Genomic DNA, 18,817 nt, shown 5'->3' on the forward strand with positions numbered 1-18,817 from the left:
GCGACCCGGCCTCTCAGTCCGCGGTCGCCGAGCGTTCGAGGTCGTAGGTCACGCCGGTCAACTCCTCGGAGACCCGCCAGAGTCGCTCGGCGCGGTTCCGGTCGTAGGAGATTTCGCTCGACCGCTGGATTTCGGGTGAGCCGCGCATGCCGAACAGACCGCCGGGTCCGACGTACTCCCCGCCGTCGATTTCGGGCGCGGTCGCGGCGTAGAGCATCGGGAGCGCGCCGTCCTCGGCGGACTGGGCGAAGACGGCGTTTGCGGCCTTCATCGCCCAGAGCCGGACGGTCGAACCGCTCATCTCCGGGCCGCGCCGTTGGAGGTTCGTGGCGGCGTAGCCGGGGTGACAGGCCACGCTGGCGACCTCGGCGTCGGCGTCGTCGAGGCGGCGCTGGAGTTCGTAGGCGAACAGCACGTTCGCCAGTTTGCTCTGGGCGTAGGCGTCCCACTCGTCGTAGGAGTCCTCGTGGTGGAGGTCCCGGAAATCCACGTCGCCGCGCTCGTGGACGCCGCTGCTCTGGGTCACGACGCGCGTCCGGCCGGCGGTGTTCAACAGCGCGTCGAGCAGGTGGCCGGTCAGCGCGAAGTGGCCGAGGTGGTTGACGCCGAACTGCATCTCGAAGCCCTCGGCGGTCTCCCGGCGGGGAATCGCCATCACGCCGGCGTTGTTGCAGAGGACGTGGAGTTCGTCGTGGGCCGCGCGGAACTCGTCGGCGAACGCTCGAACCGAGTCCAAGTCCGCCAAGTCGAGTTCGGCGACTTCGAGCGACCCGCGGGCGCTCCCGCCGGCGTCCTCGGTGCGGATGCGGCGCTTGGCCGCCTCGCCGCGCTCCTCGCTCCGGCAGGCCATGACGACGTGTGCGCCCTGCCGGGCGAACGCGCGGGTCGCCTCGTAGCCGAGTCCGCTGTTCGCGCCCGTGACGACCACGACGCGGTCGTCCATCTCGGGCATCCGGGCCGCCGTCCACTCGCCGCGGTTCCGTGCCATGCACCAGCGTACGGGTGGGAGTTACTGAAAGGCATCGCCGCGACGGTCCCCCGGCGAGCCGGGGAACCGCCGCGTCGCCGTCCGGGGCGACGGGGAGGCGTAGCGAGGCGAGGCGTGGTGCGAGGAGTGACCGCGGGCGAGCGAGGAGTGACCGCGGGCGAGGTGTGACGACCGACTACTCTTGGCGTCTCACGACGAAGCCGCGACACTCCGGGCAGACGACCACCGCGCGCTCGTCGAATCTGGCACCGCAGAGCGTGCAGACGTACCTCCCTCCGTCGTCGGCTCCGCCGCTCCGTCGTCGCCGCTCGGCGAGTCGTCGAAAGAGTCTCACGCGTGGACCGAGGCGACCCACGGGGAAAGCGATTACTGACGAGCGCCGACCTGTCCGCCGGCTGGCAATTTGAGCTACTGGCGACTAATGTGACGACCCGCGCGTTTTTGCCCTCCGAGTCCGACTGTTCGCCCGATGAGCGAAGACGGACGTGGCGAAGAAATCGGGGCCGTGCCGGGAGGCGAATCCTCGCGGGACGACCGCGAATCCTCGGAGAGCGACCGGCGGTCGCCGCCCACCGACCGCGAGTCGCCGGTCGGCCAACCGGTCGTCCGCGGCGACGCCGCCGTCGCGGGACAGGCGGCCGAGCAGGCCAAGGCGTTCGACCCGACCGACCCCGAGAGCGTCGCGGAGGCCGCCGAGACCGTCGAATCCTTCGCGGCCAACACCGCCGGCGCGGAGGACAACGTGTTCATGCTCCGGGGCGCGGCCGCCTGCGCGGCGCTGGTGCGCGGCGAAGGCTCGTACAAGGCGGCGGCCGAGCGCGCCGGCGGTAGCGTGACGGTCGCGTTCATCCGCAAGTGGGCGCGGGTCCACGACCTGCCCCAGTCCATCCGGCGGTACGTGGCGATGGGCCAAATCGCGCCGACCGCCGCGAAGCACATCGCGCGGGTCGGCGGCGAGGACCGCTTCGAACTCGCGTGGGCCGTCCTCGACGGCGACCTGACGGTCCGGGAGGTCCGGTCGGTCGCTAGCGCGGTCAACGCGGGGACGCCGGTCGAGGACGCCCTCGCGGACCACGACGTCCGACCGGGCCGACTCACGCTCTCGCTCCCCGCCGAGACCTACCGGGAACTCCGCCGGGCCGCGGCGATGGAGGGCAAGGACCCCGAGGAGGTCGTCGCCGAGGCGCTGGACGAGAAAATTTCCTGAGACGAACGCCCGTTTTGCAGTCAGTCGAGGAACGCTTCGGCCGCGTCCGCCAGCACCTCGCCAGCGGTCAGCACGTCGTCCCACGGAATCGTCTCGTCGGGGAAGTGGGCCTGCTCGATGTGCCCCGGTCCGAACATCACGGTCGGGATTCCGGCCTCGATGTACCACCGACTGTCCGCGCCGTAGGTCGCGCCCTGCGGTTCGGTCCGGGAATCGGGGAAGCCGTTCGCTCTCATCGCGCGCTGGACCGCGCCGACGACCGGTTCGTCGGGGTCGATTTCGGAGGGTTCGAACTGGACGGAGAACCGCTCGAATTCGGGGGGATGCTCGGCCAGCCAGTCGTCGTCGGCGACCAACTCCGCGAGTCGTCGCTCGAAGGTCTCCTCGACTTCCGCGACGGTCTCGCCCGGCGTGACGCCGATGCGGAGTTCGGCGGTCAACTCGGCGGGCACCGACGACGCCCAGTCGCCCGCCTCGACGCGGCCGACGACCACGGGCAGCGGGACGGGGAAGTCATCGTAGAGCGGATGCGTCACTCGCTCGCCGCGCTCGGTTTCGAGGTCCCGGAACGCCCGGCGAATCTCCTCGAAGTACGGGAGGACGTCCACGCCGCGCCACCGCGTCGCGGCGTGGGCCGACCGCCCTCCGATGCGGAGGCGCTTCATCAGGCTCCCCTCAGAGGCGACGACGGGCCGCAGGTCGGTCGGTTCCGCGATGATGCCCGCGTCGCGCTCGAAGGGGTAGGGGTTCGAGAGCGCGGCCGCGGCCGCGCCGACGCCGCCCGCCTCCTCGCCGACGACGCTCTCGACCACGAGTCGGCCGTCGAGAGCGTCGGCGCGCTCGTGGAGGTGTTTCGCCGCGAAGACGCAGACCGAGAGACCGCACTTCATGTCGGCCGCGCCGCGGGCGGTCAGGGTCTCGCCGTCGCCGCGTTCCGCCTCGCGCCACGTCGGGTCGAAGGGGTCGCTCGACCACGACTCGCGGGCGGCCGGCACCACGTCCACGTGGCCGTTCAGGACGAGCGTCGGACCCGCGTCGGGGTCGCCGAGTTCGAGGACGCCGCCGACCGAGGGCCGGTCCGCGACCGGAATCTCGTCGGGGTCGTCCGGAAACGAGTCGTGGCCGGCCAGTTCCTCGGCGTCGGCGGTCCACTCGTAGGTCTCGAACCCGAGTTCGTCCAGTCGCTCGCGCACGAACTCTTGGGCCGGGGCCTCGTCGCCGCCGGTCGTGTCGAATCGGAGCAGTTCCTCGGCGAACTCCCGGAGGTCGTCGTCCCACTCGCGGGCGAAGTCGTTCATATTCGTTTCGAGTGACGACGCCGGGGTAAAGCTTCCGAGAAATCCTAAACGTTTAACTACGCCCGGTGCAATCGAACGAGTGAGGGCTGGTAGCTCAGTTAGGCAGAGCGTCTGGCTTTTAGCACGATACACCCGGCTGTTCCGGATGGTCGTGGAAGACACCAGACGGCCAGGGGTTCAAATCCCTTCCAGCCCGTTTTCCCACTCATCTTCCCCGACTAGCGATTTAGCGGCGGAGAAAGTATTTTCACTGTCTATTCACCGACGGGTAGATAGATGCATATTTTAGTCAAAATAGACTATCCATCGTATGGGCAAGACGACCCACCCAAAGGAACGTGGCCAACAAACTGAGGCGGCAATCATCTGTGAGTTCGTTCAGAACGGTCTAACCGTCTTAGAACCGTTCGGTGATAACGAAAGATACGATGTCGTGGTTGAAGAAGCCGGGAAATTCTATCGAGTCCAAATCAAAACAGGACGGTTAGAAAACGGATGCGTTCAGTTTGAGACTCGGAGCTCAGGCACGTTAACTCGGGAAGTGAAGAAAGAAGGGTACGAAGGAGAAGTCGAAGTTTTCGCAGTTTACGCACCAGAAATTGGGCGCTCGTTCGTCGTACCAATCGCAGAAGCACCGAAGACTACTATGGGAATTCGAGTAGAAGAATCCGAGAAGTCGTCACCGAACATCAACTGGGCCGAAGACTACTCTCTCAAGGGATGGGCCGAATCAATTCGGTCAGCCACTAGGTAGTAGCAAAATATTGAACCATCCTATTCAGGATAGGGGAGCAGTGAGTGTCCCGTGTTTGGATTTCATGACTGCACAGCATCGCGACGGCAACGCTACCTATCGCCGACAAAAAGGAGTTCCCGCACCGCCTCGCACAGCACCGCGCAGACGCCCGTACGCGCCGAAATCGAACGTCGCCAGCGCACTCCGCCGGTCGTCGAGACGAGCGCCACTGCCGAGAGAAAGAATTTCATTTTCTAAGAAGGTATAAATACACTTCTAATAAATACAAATCTGTCTCCATCGCGGCCCCAAATCGCAACACGCCCACCGTCGTAGCACGGGTGATGACCCAGACTCCGGCCTACGAGGTGGTGGTCGTCGGCGGCGGCCCGGCGGGACTCACCACCGCGCTCTACGCGACCCGACTCGGCCACCGGACCGCGCTCGTCAACCGCGAGGGCGGGCGCTACGAGCGGGTCACGTCGGTCCACAATCTGCTGGGCGTCTCCGAGGACGCGTCCGGCGGCGCGGTCACCGAACTCGGCATCGAGCAGTTGGAGGAGTACGGCGCGGACTACTACCGCGACGCCGTGCGCGAGGTCACGAACGTCGAACCGGGCCAGCGCGGGGACGCCGAGGCCTCGGATACCGCCGACGTCGACGCCCCGGATGCAGCGGACGCCGACGCCGCGACCGACTTCGAGAACGAGAGCGGCGACGTGCAGTTCCGCGTGACCGGCGAGCGCGTGACGCTCCGGGCCGACCGCGTGGTGTTCGCCACGGGGTTCACCGACACGCCGCCCGACGTCCGCAACCTCCGCCAGTTCGTCGGCCGCGGACTCCACTACTGCCTGCACTGCGACGCCTACGCGCTCGGCGACCGGCCGGTCTTCGTCCTCGGCCACGACGACCACGCCGCCGAGATGGCGATGATGCTGCTGAACTTCACCGACGACGTGGACCTACTGTTGAACGACGAGGAACCGACGTGGGGCGACGACGTGGCCGCGCAAGTCGAGGCCCACCCCGTCGAAGTCCTCCCGGACCGCGTGGACCACGCCTTCGCCGACGAGGAGTCCGACCGCGGGAGCGAGCGCGGGGACGCCGACCCGTGGCTCGGCGGCTTGGCGTTCGCCGACGGCCGCACCCGCGAGTACGGCGGCGGCTTCGCGGTCTACGGCAAGGAGTACAACGACGAACTCGCGGCCGAGTTGGGCTGTGACCTGCGCGAGGACGGGGCCATCGCGGTGGACGACGACCGCGAGACCAGCGTTTCGGGCGCCTACGCGGTCGGCGACGTGACTCACGGCCAGAACCAGACGCCTATCGCGCTCGGCGACGGCGCGTACGCCGGCATCGCGCTTCACAAGGACCTCCGGCAGTTCCCCGTCCCGGCCGACGACCTCGACCGCGTCGCGGATCTCGACGCGCCTGCGATGGCCGACGACCTCGACCGCGTCGCGGATCTCGACGCGCCTGCGATGGCCGACGACCTCCGGGCGCGGATGTGGCGGGTCCGCGAGGCCGACGACCACGCCGGGATGACGCCCGACGAGTGAGGCCGGAACCCGACCGCTCAGAGCGCGTCCAGCACGGCGTCGAGCAGTCGCGCCGGCCCGTCCTCGTCGTAGACGTTCCCGGCGGGGAGCCCCCACGCGGCCGACTGCTCGTCGGCGTCGCCCCACGTCGAGAGCGCCGCGACCACGGTCTCGTCGTCCGGCGCGTCGCTCCCACCGGCCAGCGCCTCGATTGCGGCCACCTCGCGCTCGACGCCCGCGACCGAGAACCGGTCGAAGTCAGTTCGCTCCGTCCTACCGGGGTCGTCAACCAGCACGACGGCGTCGGGGTTCGCGCCGTGGAGCAACGAGAGCGTCACGCCCGAGTACGCCCGGTGTGAGAGCGCGGCCTGTCCCTCCACGAAGACCAGTTCGTGGTCCTCCGCCACGGCGCACACGAGGTCTTCGACCACGCCGGCGGTGAAGTCGGCGGGCACGCGGTCCACGACGACGCCCCGGTTCGCGCCGACCATGATACCCGTCTGGCCGGTCGCGACCCACCCCGCGTCGAGACCCGCTTCCTTCGCGGCGCGATACAGTTCGAAGGTCGTCGTCCGCTTGCCGACCGCGCAGTCCGTGCCCGTCGTCAGCACCACGTCGGCGTCCGCGTCGTCCACGAGCCCGTCGGCGACGCGCAACTCGTCGTCTTCGGGCGGCTTGCGCACGTCGAACAGTCGGACGCCGAACTCGTCGGCGACGTCGCGCCACTGGCAGTCCTCCGAGAGGAACGTGTGCAGTCCCGACACCACGTCGCATCCCGCCCGCATCGCCCGTCTGATGTCCGCGACCCACTCCTCGGGCAACTCGCCGCCCGCGGGCGCGACGCCGATTACCAGCGCCTCGGCGTCGGGGGCCGATTCGAGCGCCTCCTCGGTCGTGGCGACGACGGGAACGTCCGCGGCCTCGCCCGTCGCGTCTCCGCTCTCGCGGCCGAGGACGTCGGCCGCACTCCTGCCGGCCCGCGTCGAGTCCACGACGGCCCGCACGTCGAACAGTTCGCTGTGCATCACCACGCCGTTGGCGGTCTTGCCCTCGGTGGTCCCGAACTCGCCCTCCGCGAGGACGACAGCGGGGACCGGCGCGTCGAAGGCGTCGTAGAGGTCCATGCCGATTTCGCACGGACGACGCGCCCAAAACCCCACCCCCGTCCATGAGAGGGACCGAGAGACAGCTATTTAAGCGGGGGTTTCATCTTCTCCACCGAGGCGCATGGCAGAAGATACCACGGGTGGACTGCGGCTCACGCTCGACATCTGGCACCCCGACTGCTGGACGCTGGAAGTGACCGACCGAGTTGCGGGCGGGCTGCTCGGCCACGGCGTCCACCGCATCGACGGGATGGCGAACGGACGGTTCACGGCCTACGGCGACTCGACCGACGAGGTGGACGAACTGGTCGAGGCCGTCCGGGACTCCGAACTGACCGACTCGACGTGGGAGACCGCCGACCCCCACGCCGACGCCGACACGCAGGTTCCGGGGAGCGCGAGCCGCGGCATCGTGGTCCGGTACGACATGGAAAAGAGCATCAACGACGCGCTGGTCTCGCGGGGGTTCATCCCGGACGAACCGGTTCGGATGTACGACGGTCGTGAGTACTGGACCGTCATCGTGAACGAGAGTCGCAACGGCGTCCACGAGCGCATCGACGCGGTGCGCGAGGAGATGGACGCCGACGTGGCGGTCGAACTCATCACCGCGCCCAGCGCCGGGAGCGGGATGTTCCGGACCGACGCGCTCTCGGCCCGCCAGCGCGAGGTCTTCGAACTCGCCCGACAGGAGGGCTACTACACGTGGCCCCGCGAGGTCTCGGCGACCGAACTCGCCGACGACCTCGGGGTCTCGAAGGCGACCCTGCTCGAACACCTCCGGAAGGCCGAGGTGAAACTGCTGGGCGAAGTCTGACGGTGGATTCCGGTTCCGGTTCTCGGGGTCGATTCGGAGTCACGCCCGATTCGTAGCGACGCGGTCTCTCAGAAACGAAATCGCCCGATCCGGCGTTTCGGAGCGACACCCTTCCATTCTAGGCACGGGGGCTTTCCCCACCCCTTCGAGTATGATAGGGTATGTCATCCCAATCAAGAGACGACAGGAGTCTCTCGCGCGACATGGGACCGCTGGCGGCGATGAGTACCGTCGTGGCCGGGACCCTCGGCGCGGGGCTGTTCGTCACGCTCGGAACCGCGAGCGCCACCACGGGACCCAGCGTCATCCTCGTGGTAATCCTCTCGGGCCTACTGGCGATGAGCATCGCTATCAACTACAGCTGGATGGCGACCATCTTCCCGGCGGCCGCGGGGTCGTACGCCTACGTCTCCCGGACGTTCGAGAGTCGTCTGCCGGGCTTTCTGGTCACGTGGTCGAAGTGGCTCGGGTACATGGCCGCCGACGCCGTGCTGGCCATCGGGTTCGGGAGCTACCTGCAGGTGTTCTACCCCTCGGTGGACCCCGCTCTCGCCGGGTTCGGCCTGCTGACGGTCCTCTTCCTCGTGAACCTCGTCGGGACGAAGGGGTACAGCGTCTCCCAGAACGTCATCTTCGGCGTGCTGATGCTGTCGATTCTGGTGCTGGTGATTCCGGGGTCGTTCAACGTCGAACCGGCGAACTACCAGCCGTTCTTCACGGGCGGGTTCGACGGGTTCGTCGCGGCCGCCGTCCCGCTGTTCTACGCCTACATCGGCATCGCCGTCGCCGGGCAGATGGGCGCGGAGGTGAAGAACCCCTCGCGGAATCTCCCGCTGGCGATGGCGGGCGGAACCTTCGTCCTCATCACGCTGTACGTCTGGACCGCGGCGGTCATCTACGGCGTCGTCGGCGACTACACGACGCTGGCGAACTCGGCGCGTCCGCTGGCGACCGCCGCCGAGGCGTTCCTCGGCGACGCGGGCACCGCGGTCGTCGCCTTCGGCGGCCTGCTCGCCACGGCCTCGTCGGTCCACGCGGTGATGGCCGCGGGCATCAAGATGCCCTACTCGTGGTCGTGGGACGAGGTCTTCCCCGCGAAGTTCTCGGAAGTGAGCGACCGGTTCGGCACGCCCCACTGGTCGCTGTTGACGCTGTACGTCGTCGCCGCGAGTCTGACCTTCTGGAGCGCGGGCCTGAATCAGGCGCTCGCCATCGCCACGTTCAGTTACCTCATCGCGTACGCCTCCGTCGCCGTCGCCGCGGGCTACCTCTACGCCACCGACCCCGAGAAGGCCGCGACCGCGGGGTTCGACCCCGGCAAGTGGCTCTACCTCCCGGTCGCCGTCGGCGGTCTGGGCTCCGTCGGCCTGCTCACGCAGGCGGCCAACTGGAGCGCGCTCGTCGCGCTCGACTTCGCGGCGCTCTCGACGCTCGCGGTCTACCTGCCGTGGCTGGCGGTCGGAATCGTCATCTTCGGCGTCTACTGGTACCGCGGCGAGCGGAAGGGGACCGACGTGCAGGCCATCCTCGACACCCTGCCGGGCGTCGCCTCGGACGAGTACGACCCCGATGTGAAAGGTGCGACCGACGAGAGCGTCGGAGGTGCGAGCGATGACTGAGGCGACTGCTTCGGAGTTCGCCGTCGACCCCGAGGAGACCATCGACCTGCTCCAGCGGATGGTCCGCATCCCGAGTCCGTACTTCGAGGAACACGACCTCGCCGAGTTCGTCTACGAGTGGCTGGACGACCGGGACCTCGACCCCGAGTACCACCACGTCAGCGAACCCGAGATTACGGAGTACGAGGGCGACAACGTAATCGCACGCTTGGAGGGGTCCGACCCCGACGCGCCGACGCTCCTGCTGAACGCCCACATGGACACCGTGAAACTGGTCGAGGACTGGGAGGAGGACCCCTGCTCGGGGCGCATCGAGGACGGCAAACTCTACGGGCAGGGGGCCTGCGACATGAAGGCCGGTCTCGCGGCGGTGATGAAGGCGTTCGAGGCGCTCGCGGAGGTCGAGGCGAACGGCGAGTTGCGCGGCGACGTGCTTCTCACCGCGGTCGTGGACGAGGAGGGTCCCTACGGACTCGGTACCGACCGACTCATCCGGGACGGCATCACCGACGACTGCGACGCCGCCATCGTGACCGAGCCGGGTCCCATCCTCGCACAGGAGGACATCGACAACCCCGCGCTCCTGCTCGGGGCGCGCGGGCGCTACCTCTACGACATCACGGTCAAGGGGAAAGCCGCTCACGGCTCGCAACCTCACAAGGGCGTCAGCGCGCTGGTGGACGCCGGCCGACTCGCCGAGCGCCTGACCGAAATCGAGGTCGGGAGCCACGAGAAGTTGGGCGACGGGTCGGTCTGTCCCCTCATGCTGAACTCCGGCAGTCAGACGCTCTCGGTGCCCGAGCGCGCCCGTCTGATGGTGGACCGCCACGTCGTCATCGGTGAGAGCGAGGAGCGAGTGCGCGCCGACGCCGAGCAGGCCGTCGCGGACCTCGACCTCGACAGCGAGGTCGAGATTCGCTTCCGGGAGGCTCCCGACCCCGGCATCAAGTACGGTCCCTACGTCACCGACGAGGACCACCCGCTCGTCGGCGCTCTACAGGACGCGACGCGGAGCGTCGCGGGCACCGACCCCGCACTCGGCTACTTCGCCAGCGTCGGCGACTTCAACTATCTGGGCGACCGCGCGGGCCTGCCGACGGTCATCGTCGGGCCGGACGGCGAGAACATCCACGGCGCGGGCGAGTTCGTCTACACCGACGAAGTGGTCGAAGTGGCCGACATCGTGACCGAAACGGCGGCGAAGTTCTGCGGGTAGTCGGGCGAAGGAACGCCCGCGCCGTCACACCACTCGATTCGTCAGTTCTTCACCTTCCGTCGCGCGCTCGACGTTCTCCCGAACCAACTCCGCGATGTGTCGGTAGTAGTCGCGCTCGGCCGCGGCGCGGTGGGGCGTCACGAGTACCTCCTCGAAGTCCCACAGCGGCGACTCCTCGGGGAGCGGTTCCTCCTCGAACACGTCGAGGCCAGCGCCCGCAATCTCGTCCTCGCGGAGCGCGGCGACCAGTTCGTCTTCCGCGACGACCGGCCCGCGGGCGACGTTGACGAGGTAGGCGTCCTCGCGCATCGCGTCGAACTCCGGGGCACCGACCAGCCCCTCGGTCTCGTCGGTTAGGGGCACCGCGAGCGCGACGAACCGGGCGTCCGCGACGGCCTCGCGGAGGTCCTCGGGCGCGTAGACCGTCTCGGTGTGCGGGGTCGGCTCGCCCGAGCGCCGGACGCCGACGACCTCCATGCCGAGCGCGTCGGCGCGCTCGGCGATGCCCCGCCCGAGCGTGCCCAATCCGACGACGCACAACCGCTCGCCGTCGAGCGTGAACGGGTCGTCCCACGCGGGATGGCTCCACTCGCGGGCCTGCTGGTTCCGGACGTAGGTGTGGAGTCGGCGCGCGAACGAGAGCATCAGGCCGACCGCGAACTCGCCGACGCTAGTGTCGTGGATGCCCGTGCTGTTGGTCAGGGCGACGCCCCGCTCCTCCAAGGCGTCGAGCGGGAAGCGGTCGTATCCGGCCTGAATCGAGTGAATCCACCGGAGGTCGGCGTCGAGGAACGACTCGGAGTACGCGAAGGTCACGATAGCGTCGCAGTCGTCGAGTTCGTCGTCGCCGACGACCGGGACCGCGAGGTCCGGGTCCGCCTCCGCGAGCGCGTCGCGGAGTCGTTCGGGTGGGAACACTGCGCCGACGGACTCGTGGACGCCGAGGCGTCGTAGCTCCATAGCTGGCAGTCCGTCGTCTCGGCGGTTGAATCTTCGGGTCTCGGCGGTCTCCGATTCCGTATCGAAAGGCGGCTCGGATGAAAGGCCTCGTCACAAGGGGCTCGGTGGGGGTAACCCTCGTCACTGCCGCCGACAGTGAGTAGGCGGGTCGGCCTGAAAAACATCACGTAGTGGCGGTCGTCTCTCCCTCGGCCGTACTTGCTGGCGTATTCGTTCCGGACGATTAGCCGGGGCTCACAAATAGCGTAATTTTGTCTGGCGTACGAGGCCACGCGCGCCCCGACCTACTCGCTCTCTCGCCACTCCGTCAGTCCCCGAAGTTCGTCCGCGACGGCCGAAATCCCGGCGTCGTCCAGCACGCCGCGCTCGGTAATCACGCCCGAAACCGCGTCCGCGGGCGTCGCGTCGAAGGTCGGATTCAGAACCGCCACGTCCGCCTCGCCGTCGTACACCGCCGCGGGGTCGCCCTCCTCCGGATGCACCGCGTCGTCGGTCCGAACCTTGTCGCTCGCGGCCACGGCGTGGACGGGAACGCCCTCCCGATTCGCGGCCAGCGCCGCGCCCCGCGTGCCGGTCTTGTTCACGACGCGGCCGTCCGGCAGTATCGCGTCCGCGCCGACGACCACGCGGTCCACGTCCTCGGTCGCCAGCACGTGGGCGGTCGCGGCGTCGGTGTGGAGCGTCGTGTCGGGACCCGAATCGCCCGCGGTCGCCGCCAACTCCTCGGCGACCCCGACGCCCTCCCGCGCCGGGCGCGACTCGGCGACGAAGACCTCGTCGGCCGCGGACAGGGCGTCCAGCACGGTTCCGGACCGCGAGAGGGTCAGCACCGACTCGCCGCGAATCTCGGCGGCGGCGTTCGCGGCGGCCCGCTCGTCCACGCGATAGGCGCGCTCGATGCCCTCGCGGGCGGCGCGCTCGACGGCTTCGGCGCTGAGGTCGTTCTCGTCCGCGCTCACGTCGCCCTCGTCCGCGATGGCCGACGCCGCGGCGTCGGCCATCGCGCGGTTCACGCGATTGGCGACCGCGGCCATGCTCGGGCGGGCGTCGAGCAGTCGCTCGGCGATCGCGACGAGTTGGGGCCACCTGTCGGCGTCGGGGTCGTTCGCGGCGAACGACCCCGCCCGGTCGCGGAGGACCTCCAGCGCCCGGACCGAGAGATACGCCGACCCGTGGTCCGAATCCTCGGCGATTCGCTGGGCGGTCGGCCCGACCCGCGAGTAGGAGGCCCAGAGGTTCGGGACTGTCTCGCGCCGGAGGATTTCGGTCGGATGGACCCACTCGAACTCGGCGGTCTCCCAGTCGGTCTCGACGTCCCGGCGCTCGCAGTCGAAGCAGTAGGGGTGGACGGTCCACTCGGTGTCGATGTTCTCGTCCTCGAGGGTGAACGGCACGCCCGCCCGAGCGAGCGTGCAGGCGTCGAGTAGTCCGGTCTCCTCGGCTATCTCCTCGCGGGCCGCCCGGTCGGGGTCGCCCTCGGCGTGGCCCGCGACGCCGCCCCACGCGCCGGGGTAGGAGCCGACTTCCGCGGAGCGGCGCAGGAGCAGCACTTCGCCGCGATTCCGCAGGAAGCAGGTGACGACGTGCGTCTCGTCCATGCGCGACACGTCGGTCCCGAGCGGCAAAAAAAGCGGTCGTCGGCGAGTTAGCTCGTCGTCGTCGTCGTGGCGTTCGCGTCGCCCGACTCCGTCGCGTTCGTCACGGTGACCGGTCCGACTTCGGGTCGGATCTCCGAGAGACCCGCGACGGTCGGCGCGTTCACGATGGTCACGTTCCGGCCGTCGATGTCCACGTAGAACGCGTCGGCGAACTTGCCCTCCGGGATGCGCCACGCGTTGGGGCCGACCTGCTGGCCGCCCCAGTACTTCAGGAGTCGCTGGTAGCCGGTCACGAACTGCTGGGCGTTCTGCGGCGAGTCCCACACGAGTCTCCAGACGTAGCCGAGCGACCCGTTCTCGTTCTCGTAGACGTGGAGTCGATCGCCGTCCCACCCCGTCGTGTAGTTCGACTCGTAGTTCAGCGGGTCGAATTGGCTGACGTTGCCCGTCTGGTTGTAGTCGAACCACTCGTTCGCCGGAATCAGTTGCGTCTGGCCCTGACTGTGGTAGTACGGGTAGACGAACGACATCATCGCCGCGGCCTCGCCGAGTCGGCCGTAGCCGGGCCGGTCGGGCGCTCGCACGCGCGACCAGCCCTCGGCCGCGGTGTCGTTCAACGTCACGTTGGTCGGCGGGTCGCTCTCGTACCGGAGCGGGTGGATGACCTGCTCGGTACTCTCGGGCAGGTCCTCGTAGAGCGCGTTCACGGCGTCCCAACCGCCGACGTTCTGCACCATGCGGACGAACGCCGGGCCGTCGCTGTAGGGCTGGTACTTCATGAGGTAGACGCCGATGTTGGCGAGCTGGCCCGTGCTACCGCGCTGTGGCGCGTCGAGACACTCCCAGTTCGCGGCGCACTGGCGTTCGTAGAGCGTCTCGGTGTAGCTCGCGTCCCCCTCGACGACGCCGCTTTGGGCGTTCACTTGGTCGCGCAACTTCGCGTCGAACGGAGTTCCCGAGAGGTCGAACTGCTGGTCCTGCCACGCGTGCATCAGTTCGTGAGCCAGCGTGAGTTCGTCGATTCGCAGGTCCTCGGTGCTCTCGGCGATGACGACTATCTGGTCGTTCCGCGGGCTATAGTACCCGAGGACGCCGCTGCCGCGGTTCGCGTTCTGGACCGCCAGCGAGTCCTCGTCCTCGCCGACGAGGAACAGCGCCTCGAACTTCGCGTTGTCGAACTTCCGGAGTCCCTCCGAGGCGTTTCCGCCCGACTGCTGGTTGCGGTACTCCTCGCGGCTGACGACCGACACCGGCACGCGCTGGTCGAACTCGACGCACCGCACCGCCTCGACGCGGGCCATCGTCCGCGAGACAATCTTCCGGCGCTCGGCCTTCTGGACCCCGTCGTCCTGATTCACGTCGATAGACGCGTCGTACCAGAGCCCGTTCTCCCACCCTTTCACGTCGGTCTCGGGGGCCGACCCGTTCTCGGGCGGGGTCGCCGCGCAACTCGTCGCGTTGCTCCCGTTCTCCGCCGTCCCGCTCCCGTCCTGTGCGCTCGCGCTCGGCGTCCGTTCGGTCGGGGTCGCCGCCTCGTCGGCGGCCGTCGCCCCGAGCGTCGCCCCCGCCACGCCGGACCCGAGCATCGTTATTACCAATAGTACGACTGTCAACGTCCTGCTCTGTGAAACCATTACCCACTTCTCCCCCGTGGACAGTCACGGCCGCGTCGGGGATAAAGGTCAGCGTCGGGCGGGCGAGTCGGCCGACCGCGACGCCCGGTCGAGCGGGCGACGCGGTCGCGAACCGCCTCCACGCTTTTCCCGGCCGGGGTTCAACGGGTTTGCATGGTCGAAATCGCCATCGTCAGTGACACCCACGTCCCGTCGCGTGCGGACCGAATCCCCGAGTGGGTCGCCGACCGCGTTCGAGACGCCGACTACACCGTCCACGCGGGCGACTTCGACAGTCCCGCGGCCTACGAGACCGTCGCGGACCTCGCGGGAGAGAACTTCACCGCGGTCGCGGGGAACATGGACCCCGGTTCGCTCGACCTGCCGAAAGTCGCTACGGTCGAGGTCTCGGGGACGACCTTCGTCGTGACCCACGGCACCGCCGCCACGGAGGAGGAGTACGAGGCGACCGTCGCCGAGGCGGTCAGCGAGGAACTGACCGGGCCGGGCATCGCGGTGGCGGGCCACACCCACGCGCTCGTGGACGACGACATCGAGGGCATCCGGTTCCTGAATCCGGGGAGCGCGACCGGCGCGGACCCCGCCAACGTGGCGACGATGCTGACCGTCGAGATTCTGGAGGGCGACGTGAGCGTCGAAGCGTACGTGGAGGACGAGCGAGTCGAGGAGTTCGAGGAGTACCCGGAGCGATAACGGGGCGACGTTCCCGCCCGTTCGTCGTATCGCTTGCCCGTTTCGGGCGGGTTTTTACCGACAACGCGCCAACCCCACTGCATGAACGTGTTCGCGGTGCCGGGACTCCCCGAGGTCCGGCCGGGCGACGACCTCGCGGCCCTCGTCGAGGCGCAGGCCGACCTGCGGGACGACGACGTACTGCTGGTCGCCAGCACCGTCGTCTCGAAGGCCGAGGGGCGTCGCGCCGACTTGGAGGACTTCCCGGCGGGACCGAGAGCGAGGGAGATCGCGGAGCGACTGGAAGCCATCTCCGGCGAGGAGAAGGACCCACGGTTCGCGCAGGCCGTGCTGGAGGAGAGCACCGAGATTATCGTGGAAGCGCCGTTCCTGCTGACCGCCACGAAGTTCGGCCACGTCGGGGTCAACGCGGGCATCGACCGCTCGAACGTCGGCGGAGCGGGCGACGGCGAAGCGAGCGACGACGGCGCGGACTTGTTGCTGCTCCCCGAACGCCCGAGCGAGAGCGCGGCCCGGATACGCGAGAACCTCGACTCCGACCCCGCGGTCGTCGTCACCGACACCTCCGGGCGACCCTTCCGGCACGGCCAGCGCGGGGTCGCAATCGGGTGGGCGGGCATCCCGGCCTCGCGCGACTGGCGCGGCGAGGAGGACCGCGACGGCCACGAACTCGAAGTCACCGTGGAGGCCGTGGTGGACGAACTCGCCGCGGCCGCGAACCTCGTGACCGGCGAGGGCGACGGCGGCCTGCCCGTGGCGGTCGTCCGCGACTGGGAGTTCGGCGACCACGAGGGAAGCGACAACCTCTACCGCGACGTGGACGGCGACTTCGTCCGGCAGGCGCTCCGGGGGTGGGAGTTTGCGCGGGATTGAACTCACGCCGGAACACCCCGTTCCGGACCTCGTGGAACTCGGCCGGCGGGCCGAAGCGGAAGGATTCGACACCCTCTTCGCCAGTTGCCACTACAACAACCGCGACCCGTTCGTCGTCCTCGACAGGGTGGCCGCGGCGACCGACGACCTCCGACTCGGACCGGGCGTGGCGAACCCCTACGAGAGCCACCCCGTCTCGCTGGCCTCGCGGGTCGCCACGCTCGACGAGGCCAGCGACGGCCGGGCGGTCTGCGGTCTCGGCGCGGGCGACCGCTCGACGCTCCGGAACCTCGGCTTCGAGCGCGACAGACCGCTCCGGCGCGTGCTGGAGGCGATGAAAGTCTCTCAGAAGCTTTGGGCCGGCGAGCGCGTGGACCACGACGGGACCTTTCGGGCGACCGACGCGGGCCTGAACTACGCCGACGCCATCGGCGCAGGTGACGATGACGACGCCGACGCAATTAGCGAGATTCCGGTCTACGTCGGCGCGCAGGGACCCCACATGATTCGGATGGCGGCGAAGCACGCCGACGGCGTGCTGGTCAACGCCTCTCACCCCGACGACTTCGCGTGGGCCGACGAGCGGGTCGCGGAGGGGCTGGCCGAGCGGCCGGAGTCGCGGGGCGGCCGCGAGGCGTTCGACTTCGCGGCCTACGCCAGCGTCAGCGTCGCCGACGAGACCGAGGACGCTCGAGAGGCCGCGCGCCCGCCGGTCGCGTTCATCGCGGCCGGGGCGGCCCCGCCGGTCCTCGACAGGCACGGCATCGACCGCGATGTGGCCGAGCGAATCGGTGAGGCCATCGAGTCCGGCGAGTTCTCCGAGGCCTTCGAGCTGGTGACGCCCGCGATGATAGACGCCTTCTGCATCGCCGGCACGCCGGACGAGGCCGCAGAAAAGGTCGCGGGCGTCTTGGAGTACGCGGACAGCTTCGTCGCCGGGTCGCCGCTCGGTCCGGACCCGGCGGAGGCCGTCGAACTCGTCGCGGCGGCGCTGGACGAGGCCGAGTAGAACGAGAGCGTTACTGGCGCTGTGCAGGCGGCTTCCCGGCGGAGTCGGGCACGATGAATTCGATAGCCGCGCCTGCCGCGAGGTACGCCAGCACGAGCGACGACCCCGCGACGAAGACGAACCCGACCGCCAGCAGGATGATGGAGGTGGGGAACGCCAGCGCGGCGTCGGTGAAGTAGCCGATCATGTCCACGACGTTCTGGATGATGCTCGCCATGTCTACACGTTTGGAGTCGGGACACTTGTTTGCTCCGTATGCGCGTCGGAAGCGACAGGGGCGACGACGACCCCGCCGACGCTCCGCTACCCTTACGACGGGGGCCTCCGTAGTCGAGGGCGTGCCAGAGGACGCTTCGCTCGACGCCTTCGCTTCGACCGACGAGGACGCCGCGCAACCGACCGCCGTCGAGTCCGAGGCCGCCGAATCCGAAACTGCCGACTCTGAAAACGCTAACTCCGATTCTGACGGCCTCGAAACCACCGACTCCGATACCGCTGACTCTGAGACCGATGGGTCCGAGACAGGCGGTTCGGAAGCCCCGTCCGACGATTCGGCGGTCGCGGAATCGTCGGACGACTCTCCTCCGACCGTCGAGGACACCGACCCCGCCGTCTCGACCTACCGATGGTCGCCGGAGGACGGCGAGTGCGCCGACTGCGGTGAGGCGACCGAGCGCCGCTGGCGGGCCGACGGCGAACGCGGCGGCGCGCTGGTCTGTGCCGACTGTAAAGAGTGGTGAGTCACCGCGGGGCGGTCGGCCCGCTCGTCGCTACTCCTCTTTCAGCATGCGCTCCTCGACGTACGCGTCCAGTTCGTCGAGGACGGCGCGCGCGGCGTCCGGGCGGTCGGTCGCCACGTACTCGCCCATCGCGCCGTTGGCGACGGTCAGCAGGAACGAGGCGGTCCGGTCGGGGTCCACCTCCCGGAAGGTGCCTTCCTCGATACCGTCCCTGACGATGTCGGCGATGTAGTCGCGGAAGAACCGATTGCTCCGAGTGAAGTGGTCCCGGTAGTCGGGGTCGTTGACCGCCTGCGCGCGGAGTTCCACGACGATGCCCGCGAACTCCTCGCTCTCGGCGTCTTCCGGGACGGCGAGCGCGCCGACGAACGACCGGAGTCGCTCGTCGGCGCGGGTCCCCTCGCACAGCGTCATCCCCTCCTCGAGGTGGTCGAGGATGAATTCGAGGAAATCGACCAACAGGTCGTCCTTCCCGTCGTGGTGGTGATAGAGCAGCGACTTGCTCTTGCCGAACTCGTCGGCGATGCGCTGAATGGTCAGGTCGGCGTAGCCGTACTCCACCAGCGCCTGATAGGTGGCTTCCATGATTGCCGTGCGAGTGTCGTCGGCCGAGTCGTCGAAGAGACCGTCGGGCGGCATGTGGGTGAGTGTATACGTAGCACCGAGAGAACCTTTAACCCTCGGGTCTCGCTTAGGATAATCTATTACTCAACCGTTAAAAACGAGATAGGTATCGGCCGAAACGCCTCGGGCGAGGCGTTTCGAGTGCGCTGTTCGTTGCGGAC

The 18,817-nt window shown here is 68.6% G+C and carries 19 protein-coding genes and 1 tRNA gene; 11 read left to right on the plus strand and 9 right to left on the minus strand.

Going from position 1 to position 18,817, the window contains the following annotated elements; genetic code table 11:
- Positions 1–13: 13 nt before the first annotated feature.
- Both M0R88_RS08825 and M0R88_RS08830 read right to left on the minus strand, forming a co-directional pair.
- The gene (locus tag M0R88_RS08825; RefSeq protein ID WP_248656568.1) at positions 14–988 is read right to left on the minus strand and encodes an oxidoreductase; all 975 of its coding nucleotides are present in this window, start codon (positions 986–988) and stop codon (positions 14–16) included.
- Positions 989–1,163: 175 nt separating this feature from the next.
- A complete protein-coding gene (locus tag M0R88_RS08830; protein ID WP_248656569.1) occupies positions 1,164–1,322 on the minus strand; it encodes a hypothetical protein in 159 nt (52 codons plus the stop codon).
- Positions 1,323–1,457: 135 nt separating this feature from the next.
- Here M0R88_RS08830 and M0R88_RS08835 point away from each other — a divergent pair, with 135 nt between their 5' ends.
- Positions 1,458–2,195: a DUF7119 family protein gene (locus M0R88_RS08835; RefSeq protein ID WP_248656570.1), complete on the plus strand. Its 738-nt coding sequence runs from the start codon at positions 1,458–1,460 to the stop codon at positions 2,193–2,195.
- A gap of 20 nt (positions 2,196–2,215) precedes the next feature.
- Here the strand turns inward: M0R88_RS08835 and M0R88_RS08840 are convergent, their stop codons facing one another.
- Positions 2,216–3,493: a M20/M25/M40 family metallo-hydrolase gene (locus M0R88_RS08840; RefSeq protein WP_248656571.1), complete on the minus strand. Its 1,278-nt coding sequence runs from the start codon at positions 3,491–3,493 to the stop codon at positions 2,216–2,218.
- Positions 3,494–3,576: 83 nt separating this feature from the next.
- Between M0R88_RS08840 and M0R88_RS08845 the strand changes: the two genes are divergently transcribed.
- From M0R88_RS08845 to M0R88_RS08855, 3 genes are all read left to right on the plus strand, one after another.
- Positions 3,577–3,689 (plus strand) — tRNA-Lys (locus M0R88_RS08845).
- Between the two features lie 114 nt (positions 3,690–3,803).
- The gene (locus M0R88_RS08850) at positions 3,804–4,247 is read left to right on the plus strand and encodes a group I intron-associated PD-(D/E)XK endonuclease (RefSeq protein WP_248656572.1); all 444 of its coding nucleotides are present in this window, start codon (positions 3,804–3,806) and stop codon (positions 4,245–4,247) included.
- Positions 4,248–4,573: 326 nt separating this feature from the next.
- A complete protein-coding gene (locus M0R88_RS08855; RefSeq protein ID WP_248656573.1) occupies positions 4,574–5,788 on the plus strand; it encodes an NAD(P)/FAD-dependent oxidoreductase in 1,215 nt (404 codons plus the stop codon).
- 17 nt (positions 5,789–5,805) lie between these two features.
- Here the strand turns inward: M0R88_RS08855 and M0R88_RS08860 are convergent, their stop codons facing one another.
- A complete protein-coding gene (locus M0R88_RS08860) occupies positions 5,806–6,891 on the minus strand; it encodes an N-acetyltransferase DgcN family protein (RefSeq protein ID WP_248656574.1) in 1,086 nt (361 codons plus the stop codon).
- A 103-nt stretch (positions 6,892–6,994) separates the two neighbouring features.
- Here M0R88_RS08860 and M0R88_RS08865 point away from each other — a divergent pair, with 103 nt between their 5' ends.
- The 3 genes from M0R88_RS08865 to M0R88_RS08875 all read left to right on the plus strand — a co-directional run bounded on the left by M0R88_RS08865 (position 6,995) and on the right by M0R88_RS08875 (position 10,525).
- Complete coding sequence (locus M0R88_RS08865) at positions 6,995–7,690, plus strand: helix-turn-helix domain-containing protein (protein WP_248656575.1); 696 nt, start codon at positions 6,995–6,997, stop codon at positions 7,688–7,690.
- A 161-nt stretch (positions 7,691–7,851) separates the two neighbouring features.
- Positions 7,852–9,309, plus strand: coding sequence for an APC family permease (locus M0R88_RS08870; RefSeq protein ID WP_248656576.1), 1,458 nt, complete (start codon positions 7,852–7,854; stop codon positions 9,307–9,309).
- Positions 9,302–10,525, plus strand: coding sequence for a M20 family metallopeptidase (locus tag M0R88_RS08875; RefSeq protein WP_248656577.1), 1,224 nt, complete (start codon positions 9,302–9,304; stop codon positions 10,523–10,525). The genes M0R88_RS08870 and M0R88_RS08875 overlap by 8 nt, the downstream gene beginning before the upstream one ends.
- Positions 10,526–10,549: 24 nt before the next feature.
- Here M0R88_RS08875 and ddh read toward each other — a convergent pair whose 3' ends face one another.
- The 3 genes from ddh to M0R88_RS08890 form a co-directional block, all read right to left on the minus strand.
- Entirely contained in the window at positions 10,550–11,485 is a 936-nt protein-coding gene (gene ddh / locus M0R88_RS08880) for a D-2-hydroxyacid dehydrogenase (protein ID WP_248656578.1), read from the minus strand.
- Between the two features lie 284 nt (positions 11,486–11,769).
- Positions 11,770–13,083 (minus strand): eIF2B alpha/beta/delta subunit family protein, encoded by a 1,314-nt coding sequence (locus tag M0R88_RS08885; protein WP_248656579.1) that lies wholly within the window; start codon positions 13,081–13,083, stop codon positions 11,770–11,772.
- Between the two features lie 47 nt (positions 13,084–13,130).
- Positions 13,131–14,669 (minus strand): Hvo_1808 family surface protein, encoded by a 1,539-nt coding sequence (locus M0R88_RS08890; protein WP_248656580.1) that lies wholly within the window; start codon positions 14,667–14,669, stop codon positions 13,131–13,133.
- A 201-nt stretch (positions 14,670–14,870) separates the two neighbouring features.
- Between M0R88_RS08890 and M0R88_RS08895 the strand changes: the two genes are divergently transcribed.
- The 3 genes from M0R88_RS08895 (at position 14,871) to M0R88_RS08905 (ending at position 17,292) form a co-directional block, all read left to right on the plus strand.
- Positions 14,871–15,410: a metallophosphoesterase family protein gene (locus M0R88_RS08895; protein ID WP_248656581.1), complete on the plus strand. Its 540-nt coding sequence runs from the start codon at positions 14,871–14,873 to the stop codon at positions 15,408–15,410.
- Between the two features lie 81 nt (positions 15,411–15,491).
- Positions 15,492–16,283, plus strand: a complete 792-nt coding sequence (locus M0R88_RS08900) for a coenzyme F420-0:L-glutamate ligase (protein WP_248656582.1) — start codon at positions 15,492–15,494, stop codon at positions 16,281–16,283.
- Complete coding sequence (locus M0R88_RS08905; protein WP_248656583.1) at positions 16,270–17,292, plus strand: 5,10-methylenetetrahydromethanopterin reductase; 1,023 nt, start codon at positions 16,270–16,272, stop codon at positions 17,290–17,292. The genes M0R88_RS08900 and M0R88_RS08905 overlap by 14 nt, the downstream gene beginning before the upstream one ends.
- A gap of 10 nt (positions 17,293–17,302) precedes the next feature.
- Here the strand turns inward: M0R88_RS08905 and M0R88_RS08910 are convergent, their stop codons facing one another.
- Complete coding sequence (locus M0R88_RS08910; RefSeq protein ID WP_248652155.1) at positions 17,303–17,509, minus strand: DUF8024 family protein; 207 nt, start codon at positions 17,507–17,509, stop codon at positions 17,303–17,305.
- Between the two features lie 121 nt (positions 17,510–17,630).
- Here M0R88_RS08910 and M0R88_RS08915 point away from each other — a divergent pair, with 121 nt between their 5' ends.
- Positions 17,631–18,032 carry a DUF7573 domain-containing protein gene (locus M0R88_RS08915; RefSeq protein WP_248656584.1) on the plus strand — a complete coding sequence of 134 codons (402 nt, stop codon included), beginning with the start codon at positions 17,631–17,633 and terminating at the stop codon, positions 18,030–18,032.
- 30 nt (positions 18,033–18,062) lie between these two features.
- Here the strand turns inward: M0R88_RS08915 and M0R88_RS08920 are convergent, their stop codons facing one another.
- Positions 18,063–18,671, minus strand: coding sequence for a TetR/AcrR family transcriptional regulator (locus M0R88_RS08920; RefSeq protein WP_248656585.1), 609 nt, complete (start codon positions 18,669–18,671; stop codon positions 18,063–18,065).
- Positions 18,672–18,817: the final 146 nt, after the last annotated feature.

Origin of the sequence: Halorussus gelatinilyticus, assembly GCF_023238445.1 — an archaeon.
GTDB classification, from domain to species: Archaea; Halobacteriota; Halobacteria; order Halobacteriales; family Haladaptataceae; genus Halorussus; species Halorussus gelatinilyticus.